The following is a 16,376-nucleotide window of genomic DNA, read 5'->3' on the forward strand; positions in this document are numbered from 1 at the left end:
TTCTAAAATTTTATCGTAATTTGCTTTAAAGTTGTGCATTGAATTGTGTGTGTAGTAACTACAATTTACTGCTTTTTAGTAGCTTGTACAACTTTTATATACAAGCTAATACAAATGCACTACGGGTTATATATATCTTTATTAATTCCATGATAACTTGAATATTGTTTATTTAAATCAATTTTATTGTATTCATCGAACAAAATCACTAATTCTTCTTTATCATATTCATCTTTAATATAAAAATTATCTACATTAAGCCTATTATCAACTTCATATGGATAATTTATCTTCAGATTTTTTATATTAATTGATACTTCATCATAAATTTCGCTTAACTCAATTAATTTTAATTGAATTAGATTATATCTGATTTCTTCAATTGAGAACAAATCTCTCAAAAAACGACTTTTTCCAGAATTATTAGGTCCGATAAAAATGTTAATTTTAGAAAGATTATTCAAATTATTTTCCTCGCATTCTGTTTGATATTGTTTTGTTACATCAGTTTTAAGCTGTAAAGATTTAAACATAAAATTTCCTAATAGATTTCTACTAAAATACAATATTCTGTATACTTAATAAATTTCATTCTAAATTTTAAAATAATTTCAATTTTTTCAAACGTGTGTTTTTCAAAATAAATAATCTTTTTATAGCTTTATAACTATTTAATTAACACATGAGTCACGGAAAACTAAGAGAAGATCATAATTGCCAAAATTGTGGACATTACGTTGAAGAGCATTATTGCACGCATTGCGGACAAGAAAATGTAGAAACACGTCAACCGTTTCACTTTTTATTTACTCACTTTATCGAAGATTTTGTTCATTACGATGGAAGTTTTTGGCAAACGATCAAAAAACTATTTTTGAAACCAGGAGTTTTAACCAAAGAATATTTGAGTGGTAAACGAAATAGTTCTGTTAATCCTGTAAAAATGTACATTTTTGTCAGTTTTGTAACGTTTTTTATTATCTCAATTTTTCCTTCAAAAAATCATATTATAAAAGAAAAAGTTGAAGAAAAACCAATTATCGAAAATTTGGATAAAGAAAAATCTTTCAATTCAGCATTAGATTCGTTGAAAAGTAAAGGTTTTATGACGCAAAAACAAAATGAAAAGATTAAGGATGCTTACTCCAAAAATGTTGATATTAATTCTTTGGATGATTTAAGTACCGAAACAATTTCTGATATCGAAAAAGGTGTGAAAGAAGAAGCTCCACTATTTCATCCATTGATAAAAAAATACCAAGAAATAAAACATAATAAAATCTCGAATGAACAATTAGGAGAAGCTATTACCGAAAAATCTTTACATGTCATTCCGAAAGTTTTGTTTATGTACATGCCTTTGTTTGCTTTCTTCTTATGGATTTTTTACAACAAAAAGAAATGGTGGTATTTTGATCACGGAATTTTTACACTGCATTATTTTACGGTAATTCTTTTATCTATTTTAGTTTATTTTCTTTTGAATAAACTTTCAGATTATATTGATAGTAATGCTGTATCAGCCATAATAGCTTTAATTAATACATTGATTGTTTTATATCTTATTGTTTACTTTTTCCTTGCGCTGAAAAAACTCTATAACCAAGGATTTATCATTACAACAATTAAAGGTGCTATACTTTTAGGAATTAATACGTTTATTTTCTCAATAATTGTTATTGGAATTATTGTGTATTCATTTCTTCATGTTTAATAAAGATTTCTCGATACCTCGGAATTACAAATTCAAAAAAAACATAAAAAAAGCCTCGCATTTGCGAGGCTTTCTAATTTCTAATATCTAGATTCTAATTTCTATTTATTACGGTATTCGTTCCAAGTTTTGATTTTTAAATCATCCATCGATAATTTTGTAAATGCATTGATGAAAGCCGAAGCTAAACGTGCATTTGTTACCAACGGAATATTGAAATCTACTGCTGTACGACGAATTTGATAATCATTGTCTAATTCCGCTTTTGTTAAGTTTTTCGGAATGTTGATCACCATATCAATTTTCTTGTCATGTAAATAAGACATTACATTTGGCTCTTTTTTATCAGAAGGCCAGTATACAAGTGTAGAATACACATCATTTTCTGTAAAGAATTTGTGCGTTCCTTCTGTTGCATAAATTTTGTAACCTTTTGCGATTAATTGTTTCGCAGGCTCTAATAAAGCAACTTTAGAAGCAATTGGACCACCAGAAATTAAAACTGTTTTCTCTGGAATTTCATATCCAACAGATAACATTGATTTTAATAAAGCTTCTTCTGCTGTATCACCGATACACCCTACTTCTCCTGTCGAAGACATGTCAACTGATAAAACTGGGTCAGCTCCTGCTAAACGTGTAAATGAGAACTGAGAAGCTTTCACTCCTACATAATCTAAATCGTAAACGACTTCTGAATGTCCTTTTTCTACTTCTAATCCTAATAAAACTTTTGTTGCTTTTTCGATTAAATTATTTCCTGCAACTTTCGATACGAATGGAAACGAACGAGAAGCACGAATATTAGTTTCGATAACACGAACTGTATTATTTTTTGATAAAAACTGAATGTTCATTGGTCCAGAAATTTCGAAACGTTTTGCAATTTTCGCTGCAACTTTACGCATTTGACGAATTGTTTCGATGTACACTTTTTGTGGTGGATAATACATTGTTGCATCTCCTGAGTGAACTCCCGCAAATTCTACGTGTTCAGAAACTGCGTAATCTACAATTTCTCCATTTTGACAAACTGCATCCAACTCAATTTCTTTTGCTCCTTGTACGAATTCAGAAACTACAACTGGATAATCTGGAGAAACTTCTTTCGCTAATTTCAAGAAAGCATCTAGCTCATGTGTATTCGAAACTACGTTCATCGCAGCTCCAGATAAGACATAAGAAGGACGAATTAACACTGGGAAATTAACTTCTTCCACAAATTTGTGAATCGCTTCTAAAGAAGAAAGCTCTTTCCAACGTGGTTGATCGATTCCTAATTCATCTAATATTTCTGAGAATTTGTGACGATTTTCTGCATCATCAATTCTTAAAGGAGAAGTTCCTAAAATATTAATTGATTGATCGTACAATTTCATCGCTAAGTTATTTGGAATTTGACCTCCTGTCGAAATAATTGTTCCTTTAGGTTGTTCAAAATCTAAAATATCCATTACACGTTCAAAAGACAATTCTTCGAAGTATAAACGATCTGACTCATCATAATCTGTCGAAACCGTTTCTGGATTATAGTTGATGATAATTGTTTTGTAACCATTTTTTGATGCTGTATGCGCTGCATTTACAGAACACCAGTCAAACTCTACAGACGAACCAATACGATAAACTCCAGATCCTAAAATACAAACTGCTTTCTCAGTTTCTGGCTCCAAATCATTTTCAGTTCCGTGATAGGTTACATATAAATAATTTGTTTGTGCTGGGAATTCTGCTGCTAACGTATCAATTTGTTTTACAACAGGTTTAATTCCGAAGTTTTTACGTAATTCACGAACTGTTAATTCGTTTCTGTGTACGTTTTGATCTCCTTTTACTAAAACTGCAATTTGTTGATCCGAGAATCCTAATAATTTTGCACGTTTTACTAAATCTGCTTCAACTTGTTCAAATCTTTCTAACGCTTCAAATTCTTTTGATACATTAAAAATTCTTTCTAAACGTTGTAAGAACCATAAGTCGATTTTCGTTAAATCGTGGATTTTCTCGATTGAGTATCCAGCTTTAAAAGCTTCTGTGATGGCATATAAACGCTCGTCATTTGGCTCAGCTAACCACGTATCCAACGATTCTCCTTCTGGAATCTTAAATCCGTTTGCTACAAAACCTCTGTGTCCGATGTCTAACATACGAACTCCTTTCTGAATTGCTTCTTCGAAAGAACGTCCAACAGCCATAACTTCTCCAACAGATTTCATTGCAGAACCAATGTTACGACGAACACCGTAGAATTTATTTAAATCCCAACGAGGCAATTTCACTACACAATAATCTAACGCAGGTTCGAACATCGCAGATGTCGTTTGCGTTACACTATTTTTCAACTCATCTAAAGAATAACCTAAAGCTAATTTAGCAGCCACGAAAGCTAAAGGATAACCTGTTGCTTTTGACGCCAAAGCTGACGAACGAGATAAGCGAGCGTTAACTTCGATTACACGATATTCTTCTGAAACAGTATCGAAAGCATATTGAATGTTACATTCTCCAACTACACCAAGATGGCGAATTGTGCGAATGGCAACTTCACGTAATTTATGATATTCTGAATTTGATAAAGTTTGAGAAGGTGCAATAACGATTGACTCTCCTGTGTGAACACCAATAGGATCGAAGTTCTCCATGTTACAAACTGTGATACAGTTATCGTAAGAATCACGAACTACTTCGTACTCAATTTCTTTCCATCCTTTTAATGACTCTTCCACTAAAACTTGAGAAGAATAATTGAATGCTTTTTCAACTAAATCTAATAATTCTTCTTCGTTATTTGCGAAACCAGAACCTAAACCTCCTAAAGCGTACGCCGCACGAATGATTAATGGGAAACCGATGCGTTTACCAGCTGCCATTGCGTCTTCTACAGTTTCTACTGCTTCTGAACGAGCAGTTAAAACACCAATTTGGTCTAATTTTTCGATGAAAATATCACGATCTTCCGTTGCTTCAATTACTGGAATTTGAGTTCCTAAAACCTCAACACCATATTTCTCGAATATATTTTCTTTATTTAATTCAACCGCACAGTTTAAAGCTGTTTGTCCTCCAAAGGCAACTAAAACTCCGTCTGGTTTTTCTTTTTTAATGACTTCTTCCACAAAGTAAGGCGTTACAGGTAAGAAGTAAACTTCGTCTGCAATTCCTTCAGAAGTTTGAACAGTTGCAATATTTGGATTAATTAAAACTGTTTTAATTCCTTCTTCTTTTAACGCTTTTAACGCTTGCGAACCAGAATAATCAAACTCACCAGCTTGACCAATTTTTAATGCTCCTGATCCTAATACTAATACTTTTTTAATATCTTTTTTTAACATCGTGATTCTGATTATGCGTTAGCGTTTTTATATTTTTTTACTTCTTCGATGAACTCATCAAATAAATATTCTGTATCAACTGGTCCTCCCATTGCTTCTGGGTGGAATTGAACTGTAAAAATTGGTTTTGATTCGTGACGAATTCCTTCACATGTTCCATCATTTAAGTTCGTAAAGAATGTTTTAAATCCTTCTGGTAATTTCGAATCATCAACTGCGAAACCGTGGTTTTGAGATGTAATGAAACATCTTTTTGTTCCTACTAATTGTACAGGTTGATTATGCGAACGGTGTCCGTATTTTAATTTAAAAGTAGATGCACCAGCTGCTAAACTTACCAATTGATTTCCTAAACAAATTCCGAAAATTGGTTTATCTCCTTTCAAAGATTCTTTGATATTATTAATCGTAGGAATACATAAAGCTGGATCACCAGGCCCATTCGAGATAAATAATCCATCATATTCTAATGTTGAATAATCATAATCCCAAGGAACTCGAATTACCTCAACATCACGATTTACAAAACAACGGATGATGTTATTTTTCACTCCACAATCAATCAAAACAATTTTGATATCAGCACCTTCGTTGTAACGAATCACTTCTTTACAAGAAACTTGATCTACTAAATTATCTTCGTTTGGATCGTAATATGCAACATCTGTATCAGCAACAATTTTTCCTAAAGTAGAACCTTGCTCACGTAATTTTTTTGTAATCATACGTGTATCAACTCCATAAATACCAGGAATGTTTTGACTTTCTAACCAAGTTCCTAATTTTTGAATAGCGTTCCAATGCGAATAATCATCAGCATAATAAGAAACAACCAATCCTGTTACTTGAATTTGGTTCGATTCCATCCAAGCTTCAATTTCATTAATCATTGCTTTATCATCAGGAACACCGTAGTTACCGATCATTGGAGCTGTCATCACCATAATCTGCCCTTTGTAAGAAGGGTCAGTCAAACTTTCATTATATCCAACCAAAGCTGTGTTGAATACTACTTCTCCTGCGGCAGAAGTATACGCACCGAAAGATTTTCCTTCGATTTCTAATCCGTCTTGGAATACTAATTTTACTGTCTTATCCATTGATGATAATGTTAATTTCAGTTTCTAAAGCTGATATGAATTTATCTATGTATTGTTTTGTTACTGTTAAAGGTGGCAATAAACGAATAACGTTTGTACCAGCGTAGCCTACAAAAATATTGTGTTTTGTAACTAAGTTGTTTTTTAATTCGCCGATTGGGAAATCAAACTCGATACCAATCATTGAACCACGTCCACGAACTTCTTTAATTTTTGGAAATTTATTTAATTGGATTCCAACATACTCTCCAATTTTTTTTGCATTTTCGATTAAATTTTCTTGCTCAATCACATCTAAAACGGCTACTGCAGCAGCACAAGCTAAATGATTTCCTCCGAAAGTAGTTCCTAATAATCCGTAAGAAGCTTTAAATTCTGGAGAGATTAAAACTCCACCGATTGGAAATCCATTCCCCATTCCTTTTGCCATTGTAATCAAATCTGCTTTGATCCCTGAATGTTGATGCGCAAAGAATTTCCCAGAGCGTCCATAACCGCATTGAATTTCATCTGCGATTAAAACCACTCCGTTTTCTGTACATACTTTTCTTAATTCTTGTACAAATTCGTCAGAAGGTAAAATGATTCCTCCAACTCCTTGAATTGGTTCGTAAATTACTGCAGCAACATCTCCTCCAGCGATTACTTCTTTCACTTCATCAATATTATATTCTACGAAAGATACTTTGTGATGAGCATTATAAGGCGCAACAATTTTTGGATTATCTGTTAGCGCAACTGTTCCAGAAGTACGTCCATGAAACGCATCTTTGAACGCAATTACACGATCTTTTCCTGTATGAAAAGACGCTAATTTTACTGCATTTTCGTTGGCTTCTGCTCCAGAGTTGATTAAGAATAAAGTATAATCTTCATAACCTGATGCTTTACCTAATTTTTCTGCTAATTCTTGCTGAATCGGAATATTAACTGAGTTTGAATAAAACCCGATATTATTAATTTGTTCTGTTAATTTCTCAACATAATATGGATGAGAGTGACCGATAGAAATCACTGCGTGACCTCCATAAAGGTCTAAATATTCTTTTCCGTTTTCGTCCCAAAGAATACAATCTTTAGCTTTAACCGGAGTTACATTCATTAATGGATATACGTCGAATAGTTTCATTTAATAAGTTTTAAGTGATGAGTTTTGAGTAATGAGTTAAGCTATTGTTCTAATTTTATTTATTAATCCAATTAGCATTGCTTTAATTTCATTACACTCATCTGTTAATTTTGAATATTCTTCAATATTTATATAATTCAAATCTTTAGCTAGCAAAATAAAATATGTGACTTCATTCAAAGAGCCTAAAGAAATATTTAAAAATTGAGCAAAGTCTTTATTTGAGTTTCTTCCACAACCTTCTGCAATATTTGCTGGTATAGAAGATGATGCTCTTTTAATTTGAGAAATTAATCCAAATTGTTCTTCTTTTGGAAATTGATTTACAATTTTATATAAATCTAAAACCAAGAGATGTGAACGATTCCAAACTTGTAATTTTCTATAATCTTGCATACTCAAAACTTATAACTCAATACTCACAACTTTTTAAAACGCCACCGTTTTAAGATTAAGTCCTAAGTTTTCTTCCCAACCGAACATCAAGTTCATGTTTTCTACGGCTTGTCCAGAAGCTCCTTTTGTTAGATTATCGATGATAGAAGTGATTAACAATACATCGTCTTGTTTCTGGATATGTAAAAAACATTTGTTGGTATTTACGACTTGTTTCAATGCAATTGGTGCGTCAGAAACATGTGTAAAAGGTTCGTTTTTGTAATATTCGTTGAAGATATTTTTTGCTTCTTCTTCTGATAAATCAGATTTTAAATAAACACCTGCTAAAATTCCGCGCGCAAAATCTCCTCGCATTGGTAAGAAATATACTTTGTTATTGAAATCTTTTTCTAATTGATTCAATGTTTGGTAAATTTCTCCCTCGTGTTGATGCGTAAATTCTTTGTAGAAAGAAACATTATTATTTCGCCAACTAAAGTGCGTAGAAGCAGATAAACTTTGTCCGGCACCTGTAGAACCCGTTACAGCATTGATGTGAATATCATTTTTGATTTCATTCTTCGCTGCCAATGGTAACAATGCTAACTGAATAGCTGTTGCAAAACAACCTGGATTTGCAATATTTTGAGCTGTTTTGATTGCTTCGCGGTCTAATTCTGGTAAACCGTAAACAAACGTTCTATCTTCGAAAATGTGGTTCGCATTTAATCGAAAATCGTTGCTCAAATCAATAATTTTTGTGTTGGCTGAGTATTTATTGTTTTGTAAAAACTCTGCCGATTTTCCGTGACCAAGGCATAAAAAAACGACATCAGCATTTTCGTCTATTTTATCCGAAAATACGATGTCAGTTTCTCCAAACAAATCGTCGTGCACTTTGGTAACGGGGTTGCCTGCATTTGATGTACTGTACACAGACGAAATATTAATCATCGGGTGATGTATCAATATTCTTAGCAGTTCGCCTGCTGTGTAGCCAGCACCTCCTACAATGCTTACGTTAATTTTGTTTGTCATTTGTTATGTTTTGCGCGTGTTTTTTTAAGGTATAATACCTCTACTATATTTCTAAAATAAAGTGGACTCGTTGGAATCCACTTTAAAGAATCAATTAATCGAAACTATGAACAATCTTTAATTGATTACCGAATATTTTGATGAAACCTCTTGCATCTCTACTGTCCCAAGCTTCGTTTTCTTCTCCATAAGTAGCGACTTTAGATTGCATCATATCATAAGGCGATTCGATTCCAATCATTGAGAAATGATAAGGATTTAATTGTACTTTCACTTTTCCTGTTACATGATTTTGAGAAGATTCTAAGAATGCTTCGATATCACGCATTACTGGATCTAAGTATTGTGCTTCGTGCAATAAAGTTCCGTACCAGTTTGATAACGAATCTTTGTGCAACAATTGCCATCTTGTAAGTGTATGTTTTTCTAATAAGTGGTGTGCTTTGATTAATAAATAAGCTGCTGGCGCTTCGAAACCTACACGTCCTTTGATACCTAAAATTGTATCTCCTACGTGAATATCGCGACCAATTGCATATTCACCACCGATTTCGTTTAATTTTTGAATTAAAGCTACTGGAGATAATTTTTTTCCATCTAAACCTACTGGAATACCTTTCTCAAATTCAATTTCGATAACAGATGGTTCTGTTCTTGATAATTGTGTTGGATAAGCTTCTTCTGGCAACGCTTGGTTAGATGTTAATGTTTCTACTCCACCAACAGATGTTCCCCAAATTCCTCTGTTAATAGAGTATTTAGCTTTTTCCCAACTATAGTTTACACCATTTGCTTGTAAATATTCTACCTCTTGTTGACGAGATAATTTTTCGTCGCGAATTGGTGTGATAATTTTAGATTGTGGTGAGATAACTGCAAAAGCAACATCAAAACGAATTTGATCGTTTCCTGCTCCTGTAGATCCATGTACAATGTATTCTGCATCTACATCTTTTGCATACTGAGCAATTGCAATTGATTGAAACATACGTTCTGCACTTACTGATAATGGATAAGTGTTATTTTTCAAGATGTTTCCGTAGATTAAGTAGCGAACACAATCGTTGTAATATTTATCTGTAATATCAATTGTAACGTGTTTAGAAGATCCTAATTCGTAGGCACGTGCTTCGATATCTTTTAACTCTTCTGCAGAAAATCCACCAGTATTTACAATTACTGTATGCACTTCCATTCCTTGATCTTTTGTTAAGTTAACCAAACAGTACGATGTATCTAAACCTCCACTGTAAGCTAAAACTGCTTTGTTGCTCATTGTTTGTTTATTTGTTTATATTGGGAATAATTCTTCTTAATTCATTGGTAACCTCTTCTCGGCTACTCTCTTCTTTCATTACGATTAATACTGTATCGTCTCCAGCTATTGTTCCAATTATGGTATTGAAATGTGTGTTGTCAATCTCAAAAGCGATTCTGTTTGCATAACCTGGTTTTGTTTTGATAACTCCCAAATTTTTAGAGAAAATCAAACTTGCATTTTCGTTATGTGTAACAGTTGCCGTTGGAACAGCACTTTCTGTAAGGCGATAAATGTATTGTCCCGAACTATTAGGAACTTTTGAAACTTTCAATTCGCGCAAATCTCTCGATAAAGTTGCTTGAGTAACGGAGATATCTAAATCGATTAATTTTTTTAATAATTCGTCTTGATTACTTATTTCTTGATCTGTTATTAAATCTTTTATAATCTGGAATCTGTATTTTTTATTACTCATTTTGAATATTTATTCGAAATTTTATGCAAATATACTCATTTTAGACAAAAAAAAACCTTAGTTCGTATATTTATTCATTTTCTTTTTTTGATTGATTTGCCAATGCGCGCTTAGCGTACTCGTCATCAAGGTTATCATAAACCAATCCTGTACAAATACAACGCTCGCGATCATTTTCCATCAAGATGTGATAGTTTTTACAACTTTTACATCCATTCCAAAATTCATCCGATTGTGTTAATTCCGAAAATGTTACTGGCTTGTATCCTAATTTTGTGTTCATACGCATTACAGCTAAAGAAGTTGTAATACTAAAGATTTTTGATTTCGGGAATTTTGTACGTGACAATTCAAAAACAGCATGTTTTATTTCGCGTCCAATTCCTGAACTCCTTAAATCTGTACGAACAATTAAACCTGAGTTTACGACGAATTTTTCTTCTTCGTACGTTTCTATGTAGCTAAACCCTGCTATTTGATCATCATCATCAAAAGCAATCACAGCATTTCCATTACGCATTTTGCGTTCAAGATAAACTGGATTTCGTTTAGCAATACCCGTTTTTCTCATACGAGCTGATTCTTCGTACCATTCGCACAACAATTCTGTGTACTTGGCATCATCTGCATTTGCTATTCTAACATACATAATTTAAGGGAAAGTCGATTAATAAAGAGGAATTGAGAAAAGATGACCTTTTGTCATCACACTTAAGTAAAATATGAGAACCAAAAGGTGTGCTTTCATTGCGAAAGCTACTCTCATAATTGAGAAGAACAATTTCAGTAATTTCTTCCATTAATCAACAAGATATTCAGTTATTATACTGAGATGCAAAGTTAAATATTATATTTTTGTATCACCAAAAAAAAGCAAACAAAATTTACATATTTATTAAAATGTTGAAAATTATTAAAATAGGAGGCGGAATTATCGATAACGAGCAAGACTTAGAGCAATTCCTACAAACGTTTTCCGAAATTAAAGAACCAAAAATTTTGGTTCATGGTGGAGGAAAAGGTGCTTCGAAGATGTTAAATCAATTGGGAATCGAGCCTAAAATGATCGAAGGTCGTCGCATCACAGACAAACCAACATTGGATGTTGTGACAGGATTATATGCTGGAAATTTGAACAAATCTATCGTTTCTAAATTGCAAGAATTTGGATGCAATGCATTAGGTTTATCGGGTGCAGATGGTAATGCAATCAAAGGTTCTAAGCGTCCTGTAAAAACTATTGATTATGGTTTTGTTGGAGATTTGAATGATAAAAGCGTCAACAAAGAATTATTTCAATTATTAATTGATAACAATATCACACCAGTAGTTTGTGCGATTACACATGATGGAAATGGACAATTGTTGAATACTAATGCAGATACTATTGCCTCTACAATTGCGGTTGCTATGTCACAAGAAAATGAAGTAGAATTAAATTTCTGTTTTGATAGAATTGGCGTACTTCGTGATGTAAATGATGACACAACATTGATTCCAAAAATTAACGAAACTTTATATTTGCAGTTAAAAGAAGAAGGTGTAATTTTCGAAGGAATGATTCCAAAATTAGACAATTCATTCAAAGTAATCAATGCGGGTGTAAAAAATGTATGTTTGGTGCACGCGCGCAACATTAACTCAGAGATTAAAACAATTTTATGTTAGAATTAACTGTTCTCAAAAAGAAAGCTGTCGATTTGTTGTGTCAATTAATCGAAACTCAATCTTTTTCGAGCGAAGAAGATAAAACGGCCGATATTATTTTCAAGTTTTTAACTGATCATGGTGCTACGGCTCATCGTCAGAATAACAATGTTTGGAGTATTCATCCAAATTTTGATGAGAACAAAAAAACAATTTTATTAAACTCTCATCACGACACTGTAAAATTTGGCTCTTCTTGGACATATGATCCATTAAAAGCTACAATCGAAGGTGATAAATTAGTAGGTTTAGGAAGTAACGATGCAGGAGCTTCTGCGGTAAGTTTATTAGCCACTTATATCAATTTTTTGAATGATGATTTACCATTTAATCTAATTGTCGCAATCACAGCTGAAGAAGAAAGTTCAGGGCAATTAAATGTTGCAAGTATTTTACCTAATTTACCAAAAATCGATTTGGGAATTGTAGGAGAACCTACGCAAATGGACATGGCAATTGCAGAACGTGGTTTGGTTGTAATGGACGTAATTGTAAAAGGAAAAACTGGACATGCTGCAAGAAACGAAGGTGTAAATGCAATTTACGAAGCGATTGATGTGATGAATTGGTTCAAAACGTATCAATTCGAAAGAGTTTCGGATATGTTAGGACCAGTTAAAATGACGGTTACACAAATTGAAGCAGGAAAGCAACACAATGTTGTGCCAGATGAATGTCGTTTGGTTGTAGATTGTCGTGTAAACGAATTGTACTCAAATCAAGAAGTCGTTGATATTATTTCGAGTTGTTTACCAAAAGCAGAAATTAAAGCACGTTCGTTGCGTTTAAATTCTTCACGTATTTCAGAAAATCATCCAATTGTACAAAAAGGAATCGAATTAGGTTGTACAACATATGGTTCGCCAACAATGTCGGATCAAGCAATGATGAATTTCGAAACGGTAAAAATGGGACCTGGAGATTCAGCTCGTTCTCATACACCAGACGAATATATTTATTTATCCGAAATAGAACATGGAATTGAACGATATACAAGTTTATTAAAAGATTTTACGTTTTAAATTAAGAATAAACTCTTATAATCGAAAAAGCATCTTCATACAATTGAAGATGCTTTTTAATTTTATCAAAACTGATAATTAAAACCTGCAAAACATAAAGATATGTTCTAAAAATTAAACACAAAAAAAGAGGCTAATTAATTTTAGCCTCTTTTTTTATATATGAAATTAAGTCTTACTCAATTTGCATTTTAACTGGAATGTTGAAATTCAACTTCGCAGCACGACCATCTTCTGTTTGAGCAGGTTTGATCGTTTTCCCTCTTTTTTGTTGACGTTGTGTAATACGCTCTAAAGCTTTTTTAGCTTCAGGACCTAACTTAGCATCACCCATTGGAGAAATTCCAACGATTCTACCTTCAGTGTCAATTTGGAAAGAAAGTTTAGCAGCTACTACACCAGATAAACCTTGACCAGCAGCGTCATTCGCAAAATCTTGCAACTCGTCTTGTAAATCTTGTGATAACTTTTTAGATAAACAGTCTGTTGCAGCTTGTTTACCTTTTGCAGCATCTTTCTCACAACCAGGATATACCGCCATTACAGCCGCTGTACGAGCAGTTACTGTAGATGGAGCTGCAGGTTCTGTACCTTTCCCTGGATTAGGAGTACTTGGTGTATCCTTTGGTGCTTCTTTTTTAGTATTTACTTCATTAGCACCTCCAGTTTGTGTTGTTGATTTTGGCCCTTCTCTATCTACTAAACCTAAATCTTTATCGGCCATTTCCTTTACTTCGACAATAGGCTCTTCTTTTTTAGGCTGAGCTTTAGGTTCTGGCATAACCACTCTAACCTGAGCTGTTTCTTCTTGATATCTTTGTTCTGGCTCTGGCTTTGGTGGCTCTGGTTCAACCACTTCTTCCTCTTTTGGAGGCTCAGGAATATTCAAATCCTCAAGCTGAACATCTACGACTACGTCTTCTGACTTTTTACTTTCAAACAAACCTGTTGCAGAAGCAATAAGACCAAAAGCTAAAATCGCAATTACTATAAATCCACGAATGAAAGCTTTCAATAATGTACTCTTCTCAGACATTCTCATGTCATAAGCTCCATACGCTTTATTTCTACCTTCAAATACAATCTCGTCTAAGGATTTTAGTTTGTTGTTATTTTCTGACATTTTAATTCTTTTAAATTTAACAATTAAACTAATTATTTACCTACTTTTTCGTCGAACACTTTTTGTTCAAAAGGTGCAACAGGTACGATTCCGTAACGAGTAGACTTTGTAATTTCCATTTCATCTAAGATAGTTACTAAATTATCATACGTAGCATCATCCATAGGTTTGATAATTACAGTAAACTTATCTTTATCTGCTCTACCTTGTGCTGCTGTAATAACATCACGAATTTTAGAGTAGTCAGTTTCATTTAGAGTTCCTCCGTTTAATCCTGCCTGATCTTGTTGATGCCAAAATAACTTATTATCCTTTCCAATTAAAATTGATATAGAATTATTCAATTTTATTTCTGGTTTATCAGTTGGATCTAATTTGTCAATTTTTGGAGGCATATTCAAGTTCATTACATTTGGTTTGATCGATGTCGCCGCAAACATAAAGAAAGTAATTAATAAGAAACCTAAATCAACCAAAGGAGCCATATCGACTTTCGTCGAATTCTTTTTGGAACGGACTTTCTTTCCGCCACCGTCATCGTGACTTTCTATTTGTGCCATTTTCTAATTTCTTAATAATTATTCTTGAGATGTAATTAACTGGAACTTATTCATATTTTTCATTTGCAATTGTTGAATCAAATTCTTGAATTGTTTATATTCAGATTTTTGATCACCTTTAATTGCTAAGAAAACATCTGGGTTCACTTCTTTTGCTTCAAATACCCAATCAATTAACTCTTGGTTCTTTTCAGGTATTGTATCTAATGGAATACCAGGATGATATTTTTGTTGTTTATCAGCAGGCTGATTCAAATAATTTCTCATCTCTTTCATTGGTACACCAAACTCTACTATGCTTTTGAATGCATTCTTTTCAGCATCTGTAAACTTTACTCCGTACTTATCACCCATTCTCTCTAATGTTGCGATACGATCCTTTTCTTCTAATCCGAATAAGAACTTACCTTCACCATCAATTTTAATGATCATCATGTTTTCTGAAGCCATTTTTTGGTTCGAAACAGATGTTGGTGTTACGACAGGAACAACTTCAGGTTCTCTAAAGTTAGATGTCAAAATAAAGAAAGTTAACAAAAGCCAAGCCATGTCAGACATAGCTGTTAAGTCCATCGAAGGACCTCTTCTTTTTGGTTTTACTCTTGCCATTTTCTCTGTATTATTAATTAATATTCTAAATTGTTTGTTGTTTGATTTTGTCCTTATACTATCCTTCTAAGGCTTCGTCAATTGAATATTAATTGTGAGCAGAGAAAGATTGTTGGATACTCATTCCTACTTCGTCAATTTTGAATGTTAAATCATCAATTTTAGAAGTTAAGAAAGCATACATAATAATAGCGAATGCAGAAGCACCAATACCCATACCTGTATTAATTAAGGCTTCGGCAATACCTACTGATAATTGAGCTGCATCTGGAGATCCTCCTCCTTCACCTAATGCGAAGAATGCTTTAATCATCCCGATTACTGTACCCATTAAGGCAATTAACGTACCTACAGAAGCAATTGTAGAGATAATAGTCATGTTTTTCTCTAACGTTGGCATTTCTAATGTAGTCGCTTCTTCTAACGTTTTACCTAATTGAGCTAATTTTTGCTCTTTGTTTAACGTTGTGTCGTTTTCTAAAGCTTTGTAAGTTGTTAAACCTTCTTTAACTACGTTACCTACAGCTCCTTTTTGTTTGTCACATAATTCGATTGCTTTGTTAACTTCATTTTTGTTTAATAAAGCACGAATGTCATTTACAAACTTCTCAGCAGATCCAGTTCCTTTTGCTTTATTTAAAGCGATAACACGGTCAATTGAGAAAACGATTACCATAAAGAAGAAAGACATTAAGAATGGAATAATCACCCCTCCTTTATGAATAATTCCTAAAAAGTTTAAAGGATTACCTTTTTCTACATCTCCTCCTTCGAAATTACCTTCTGCTCCAAATACAAACTTGAAGATCCCCATTGCGATTGCAATTAAAATGATCATAGTAATCACAGGGTTAAGACCTCCCTTTTTAGTTTTAGCTGGTACTGTTACATTCTTTTCCATTTACTAATTCTTTTAAATATTATGATT

At 33.1% G+C, this 16,376-nt stretch carries 16 protein-coding genes; 3 read left to right on the forward strand and 13 right to left on the reverse strand.

Annotation, left to right across the window (positions count from 1 at the left end; genetic code table 11):
* Nucleotides 1-119: 119 nt before the first annotated feature.
* Complete coding sequence (locus tag G0Q09_RS11090) at nt 120-533, reverse strand: hypothetical protein (protein ID WP_219034919.1); 414 nt, start codon at nt 531-533, stop codon at nt 120-122.
* A gap of 149 nt (nt 534-682) precedes the next feature.
* Here G0Q09_RS11090 and G0Q09_RS11095 point away from each other — a divergent pair, with 149 nt between their 5' ends.
* A complete protein-coding gene (locus G0Q09_RS11095) occupies nt 683-1,714 on the forward strand; it encodes a DUF3667 domain-containing protein (RefSeq protein ID WP_219034920.1) in 1,032 nt (343 codons plus the stop codon).
* A gap of 101 nt (nt 1,715-1,815) precedes the next feature.
* Here the strand turns inward: G0Q09_RS11095 and carB are convergent, their stop codons facing one another.
* From carB to G0Q09_RS11135, 8 genes are all read right to left on the reverse strand, one after another.
* Nucleotides 1,816-5,046 (reverse strand): carbamoyl-phosphate synthase (glutamine-hydrolyzing) large subunit, encoded by a 3,231-nt coding sequence (gene carB / locus G0Q09_RS11100; RefSeq protein WP_219034921.1) that lies wholly within the window; start codon nt 5,044-5,046, stop codon nt 1,816-1,818.
* 11 nt (nt 5,047-5,057) lie between these two features.
* Nucleotides 5,058-6,146, reverse strand: a complete 1,089-nt coding sequence (carA, locus tag G0Q09_RS11105; RefSeq protein ID WP_219034922.1) for a glutamine-hydrolyzing carbamoyl-phosphate synthase small subunit — start codon at nt 6,144-6,146, stop codon at nt 5,058-5,060.
* Entirely contained in the window at nt 6,139-7,275 is a 1,137-nt protein-coding gene (locus G0Q09_RS11110; protein ID WP_219034923.1) for an aspartate aminotransferase family protein, read from the reverse strand. The genes carA and G0Q09_RS11110 overlap by 8 nt, the downstream gene beginning before the upstream one ends.
* A gap of 36 nt (nt 7,276-7,311) precedes the next feature.
* Entirely contained in the window at nt 7,312-7,671 is a 360-nt protein-coding gene (locus tag G0Q09_RS11115) for a four helix bundle protein (protein ID WP_219034924.1), read from the reverse strand.
* Nucleotides 7,672-7,704: 33 nt separating this feature from the next.
* Nucleotides 7,705-8,691, reverse strand: a complete 987-nt coding sequence (gene argC / locus G0Q09_RS11120) for an N-acetyl-gamma-glutamyl-phosphate reductase (RefSeq protein ID WP_219034925.1) — start codon at nt 8,689-8,691, stop codon at nt 7,705-7,707.
* A 94-nt stretch (nt 8,692-8,785) separates the two neighbouring features.
* Nucleotides 8,786-9,967: an argininosuccinate synthase gene (argG, locus tag G0Q09_RS11125; RefSeq protein ID WP_219034926.1), complete on the reverse strand. Its 1,182-nt coding sequence runs from the start codon at nt 9,965-9,967 to the stop codon at nt 8,786-8,788.
* Between the two features lie 7 nt (nt 9,968-9,974).
* A complete protein-coding gene (locus tag G0Q09_RS11130) occupies nt 9,975-10,427 on the reverse strand; it encodes an arginine repressor (protein WP_038336857.1) in 453 nt (150 codons plus the stop codon).
* Between the two features lie 70 nt (nt 10,428-10,497).
* The gene (locus tag G0Q09_RS11135; protein ID WP_219034927.1) at nt 10,498-11,076 is read right to left on the reverse strand and encodes a GNAT family N-acetyltransferase; all 579 of its coding nucleotides are present in this window, start codon (nt 11,074-11,076) and stop codon (nt 10,498-10,500) included.
* Nucleotides 11,077-11,327: 251 nt separating this feature from the next.
* Here G0Q09_RS11135 and argB point away from each other — a divergent pair, with 251 nt between their 5' ends.
* Nucleotides 11,328-12,095, forward strand: a complete 768-nt coding sequence (gene argB, locus G0Q09_RS11140; RefSeq protein WP_219034928.1) for an acetylglutamate kinase — start codon at nt 11,328-11,330, stop codon at nt 12,093-12,095.
* On the forward strand, nt 12,089-13,156 hold the full coding sequence (locus G0Q09_RS11145) for a M20 family metallo-hydrolase (protein WP_125350296.1): 1,068 nt from the start codon (nt 12,089-12,091) through the stop codon (nt 13,154-13,156). The genes argB and G0Q09_RS11145 overlap by 7 nt, the downstream gene beginning before the upstream one ends.
* A gap of 175 nt (nt 13,157-13,331) precedes the next feature.
* Here the strand turns inward: G0Q09_RS11145 and G0Q09_RS11150 are convergent, their stop codons facing one another.
* The 4 genes from G0Q09_RS11150 to G0Q09_RS11165 all read right to left on the reverse strand — a co-directional run bounded on the left by G0Q09_RS11150 (nt 13,332) and on the right by G0Q09_RS11165 (nt 16,349).
* The gene (locus G0Q09_RS11150) at nt 13,332-14,279 is read right to left on the reverse strand and encodes a hypothetical protein (protein WP_038336862.1); all 948 of its coding nucleotides are present in this window, start codon (nt 14,277-14,279) and stop codon (nt 13,332-13,334) included.
* Between the two features lie 32 nt (nt 14,280-14,311).
* Complete coding sequence (locus G0Q09_RS11155; RefSeq protein WP_038336863.1) at nt 14,312-14,839, reverse strand: ExbD/TolR family protein; 528 nt, start codon at nt 14,837-14,839, stop codon at nt 14,312-14,314.
* Nucleotides 14,840-14,857: 18 nt separating this feature from the next.
* Nucleotides 14,858-15,448 (reverse strand): biopolymer transporter ExbD, encoded by a 591-nt coding sequence (locus G0Q09_RS11160; protein WP_219034929.1) that lies wholly within the window; start codon nt 15,446-15,448, stop codon nt 14,858-14,860.
* An 88-nt stretch (nt 15,449-15,536) separates the two neighbouring features.
* On the reverse strand, nt 15,537-16,349 hold the full coding sequence (locus G0Q09_RS11165) for a MotA/TolQ/ExbB proton channel family protein (RefSeq protein WP_038336866.1): 813 nt from the start codon (nt 16,347-16,349) through the stop codon (nt 15,537-15,539).
* Nucleotides 16,350-16,376: the final 27 nt, after the last annotated feature.

The organism is Empedobacter falsenii (assembly GCF_019308355.1).
Lineage (GTDB): Bacteria > Bacteroidota > Bacteroidia > Flavobacteriales > Weeksellaceae > Empedobacter > Empedobacter falsenii_B.

Coding starts and splice junctions, on each gene's coding strand:
- G0Q09_RS11090 (WP_219034919.1), bottom strand. CDS start 533: ATGTTTAAATCTTTACAGCTTAAAACTGATGTAACAAAACAATATCAA.
- G0Q09_RS11095 (WP_219034920.1), top strand. CDS start 683: ATGAGTCACGGAAAACTAAGAGAAGATCATAATTGCCAAAATTGTGGA.
- carB (WP_219034921.1), bottom strand. CDS start 5,046: ATGTTAAAAAAAGATATTAAAAAAGTATTAGTATTAGGATCAGGAGCA.
- carA (WP_219034922.1), bottom strand. CDS start 6,146: ATGGATAAGACAGTAAAATTAGTATTCCAAGACGGATTAGAAATCGAA.
- G0Q09_RS11110 (WP_219034923.1), bottom strand. CDS start 7,275: ATGAAACTATTCGACGTATATCCATTAATGAATGTAACTCCGGTTAAA.
- G0Q09_RS11115 (WP_219034924.1), bottom strand. CDS start 7,671: ATGCAAGATTATAGAAAATTACAAGTTTGGAATCGTTCACATCTCTTG.
- argC (WP_219034925.1), bottom strand. CDS start 8,691: ATGACAAACAAAATTAACGTAAGCATTGTAGGAGGTGCTGGCTACACA.
- argG (WP_219034926.1), bottom strand. CDS start 9,967: ATGAGCAACAAAGCAGTTTTAGCTTACAGTGGAGGTTTAGATACATCG.
- G0Q09_RS11130 (WP_038336857.1), bottom strand. CDS start 10,427: ATGAGTAATAAAAAATACAGATTCCAGATTATAAAAGATTTAATAACA.
- G0Q09_RS11135 (WP_219034927.1), bottom strand. CDS start 11,076: ATGTATGTTAGAATAGCAAATGCAGATGATGCCAAGTACACAGAATTG.
- argB (WP_219034928.1), top strand. CDS start 11,328: ATGTTGAAAATTATTAAAATAGGAGGCGGAATTATCGATAACGAGCAA.
- G0Q09_RS11145 (WP_125350296.1), top strand. CDS start 12,089: ATGTTAGAATTAACTGTTCTCAAAAAGAAAGCTGTCGATTTGTTGTGT.
- G0Q09_RS11150 (WP_038336862.1), bottom strand. CDS start 14,279: ATGTCAGAAAATAACAACAAACTAAAATCCTTAGACGAGATTGTATTT.
- G0Q09_RS11155 (WP_038336863.1), bottom strand. CDS start 14,839: ATGGCACAAATAGAAAGTCACGATGACGGTGGCGGAAAGAAAGTCCGT.
- G0Q09_RS11160 (WP_219034929.1), bottom strand. CDS start 15,448: ATGGCAAGAGTAAAACCAAAAAGAAGAGGTCCTTCGATGGACTTAACA.
- G0Q09_RS11165 (WP_038336866.1), bottom strand. CDS start 16,349: ATGGAAAAGAATGTAACAGTACCAGCTAAAACTAAAAAGGGAGGTCTT.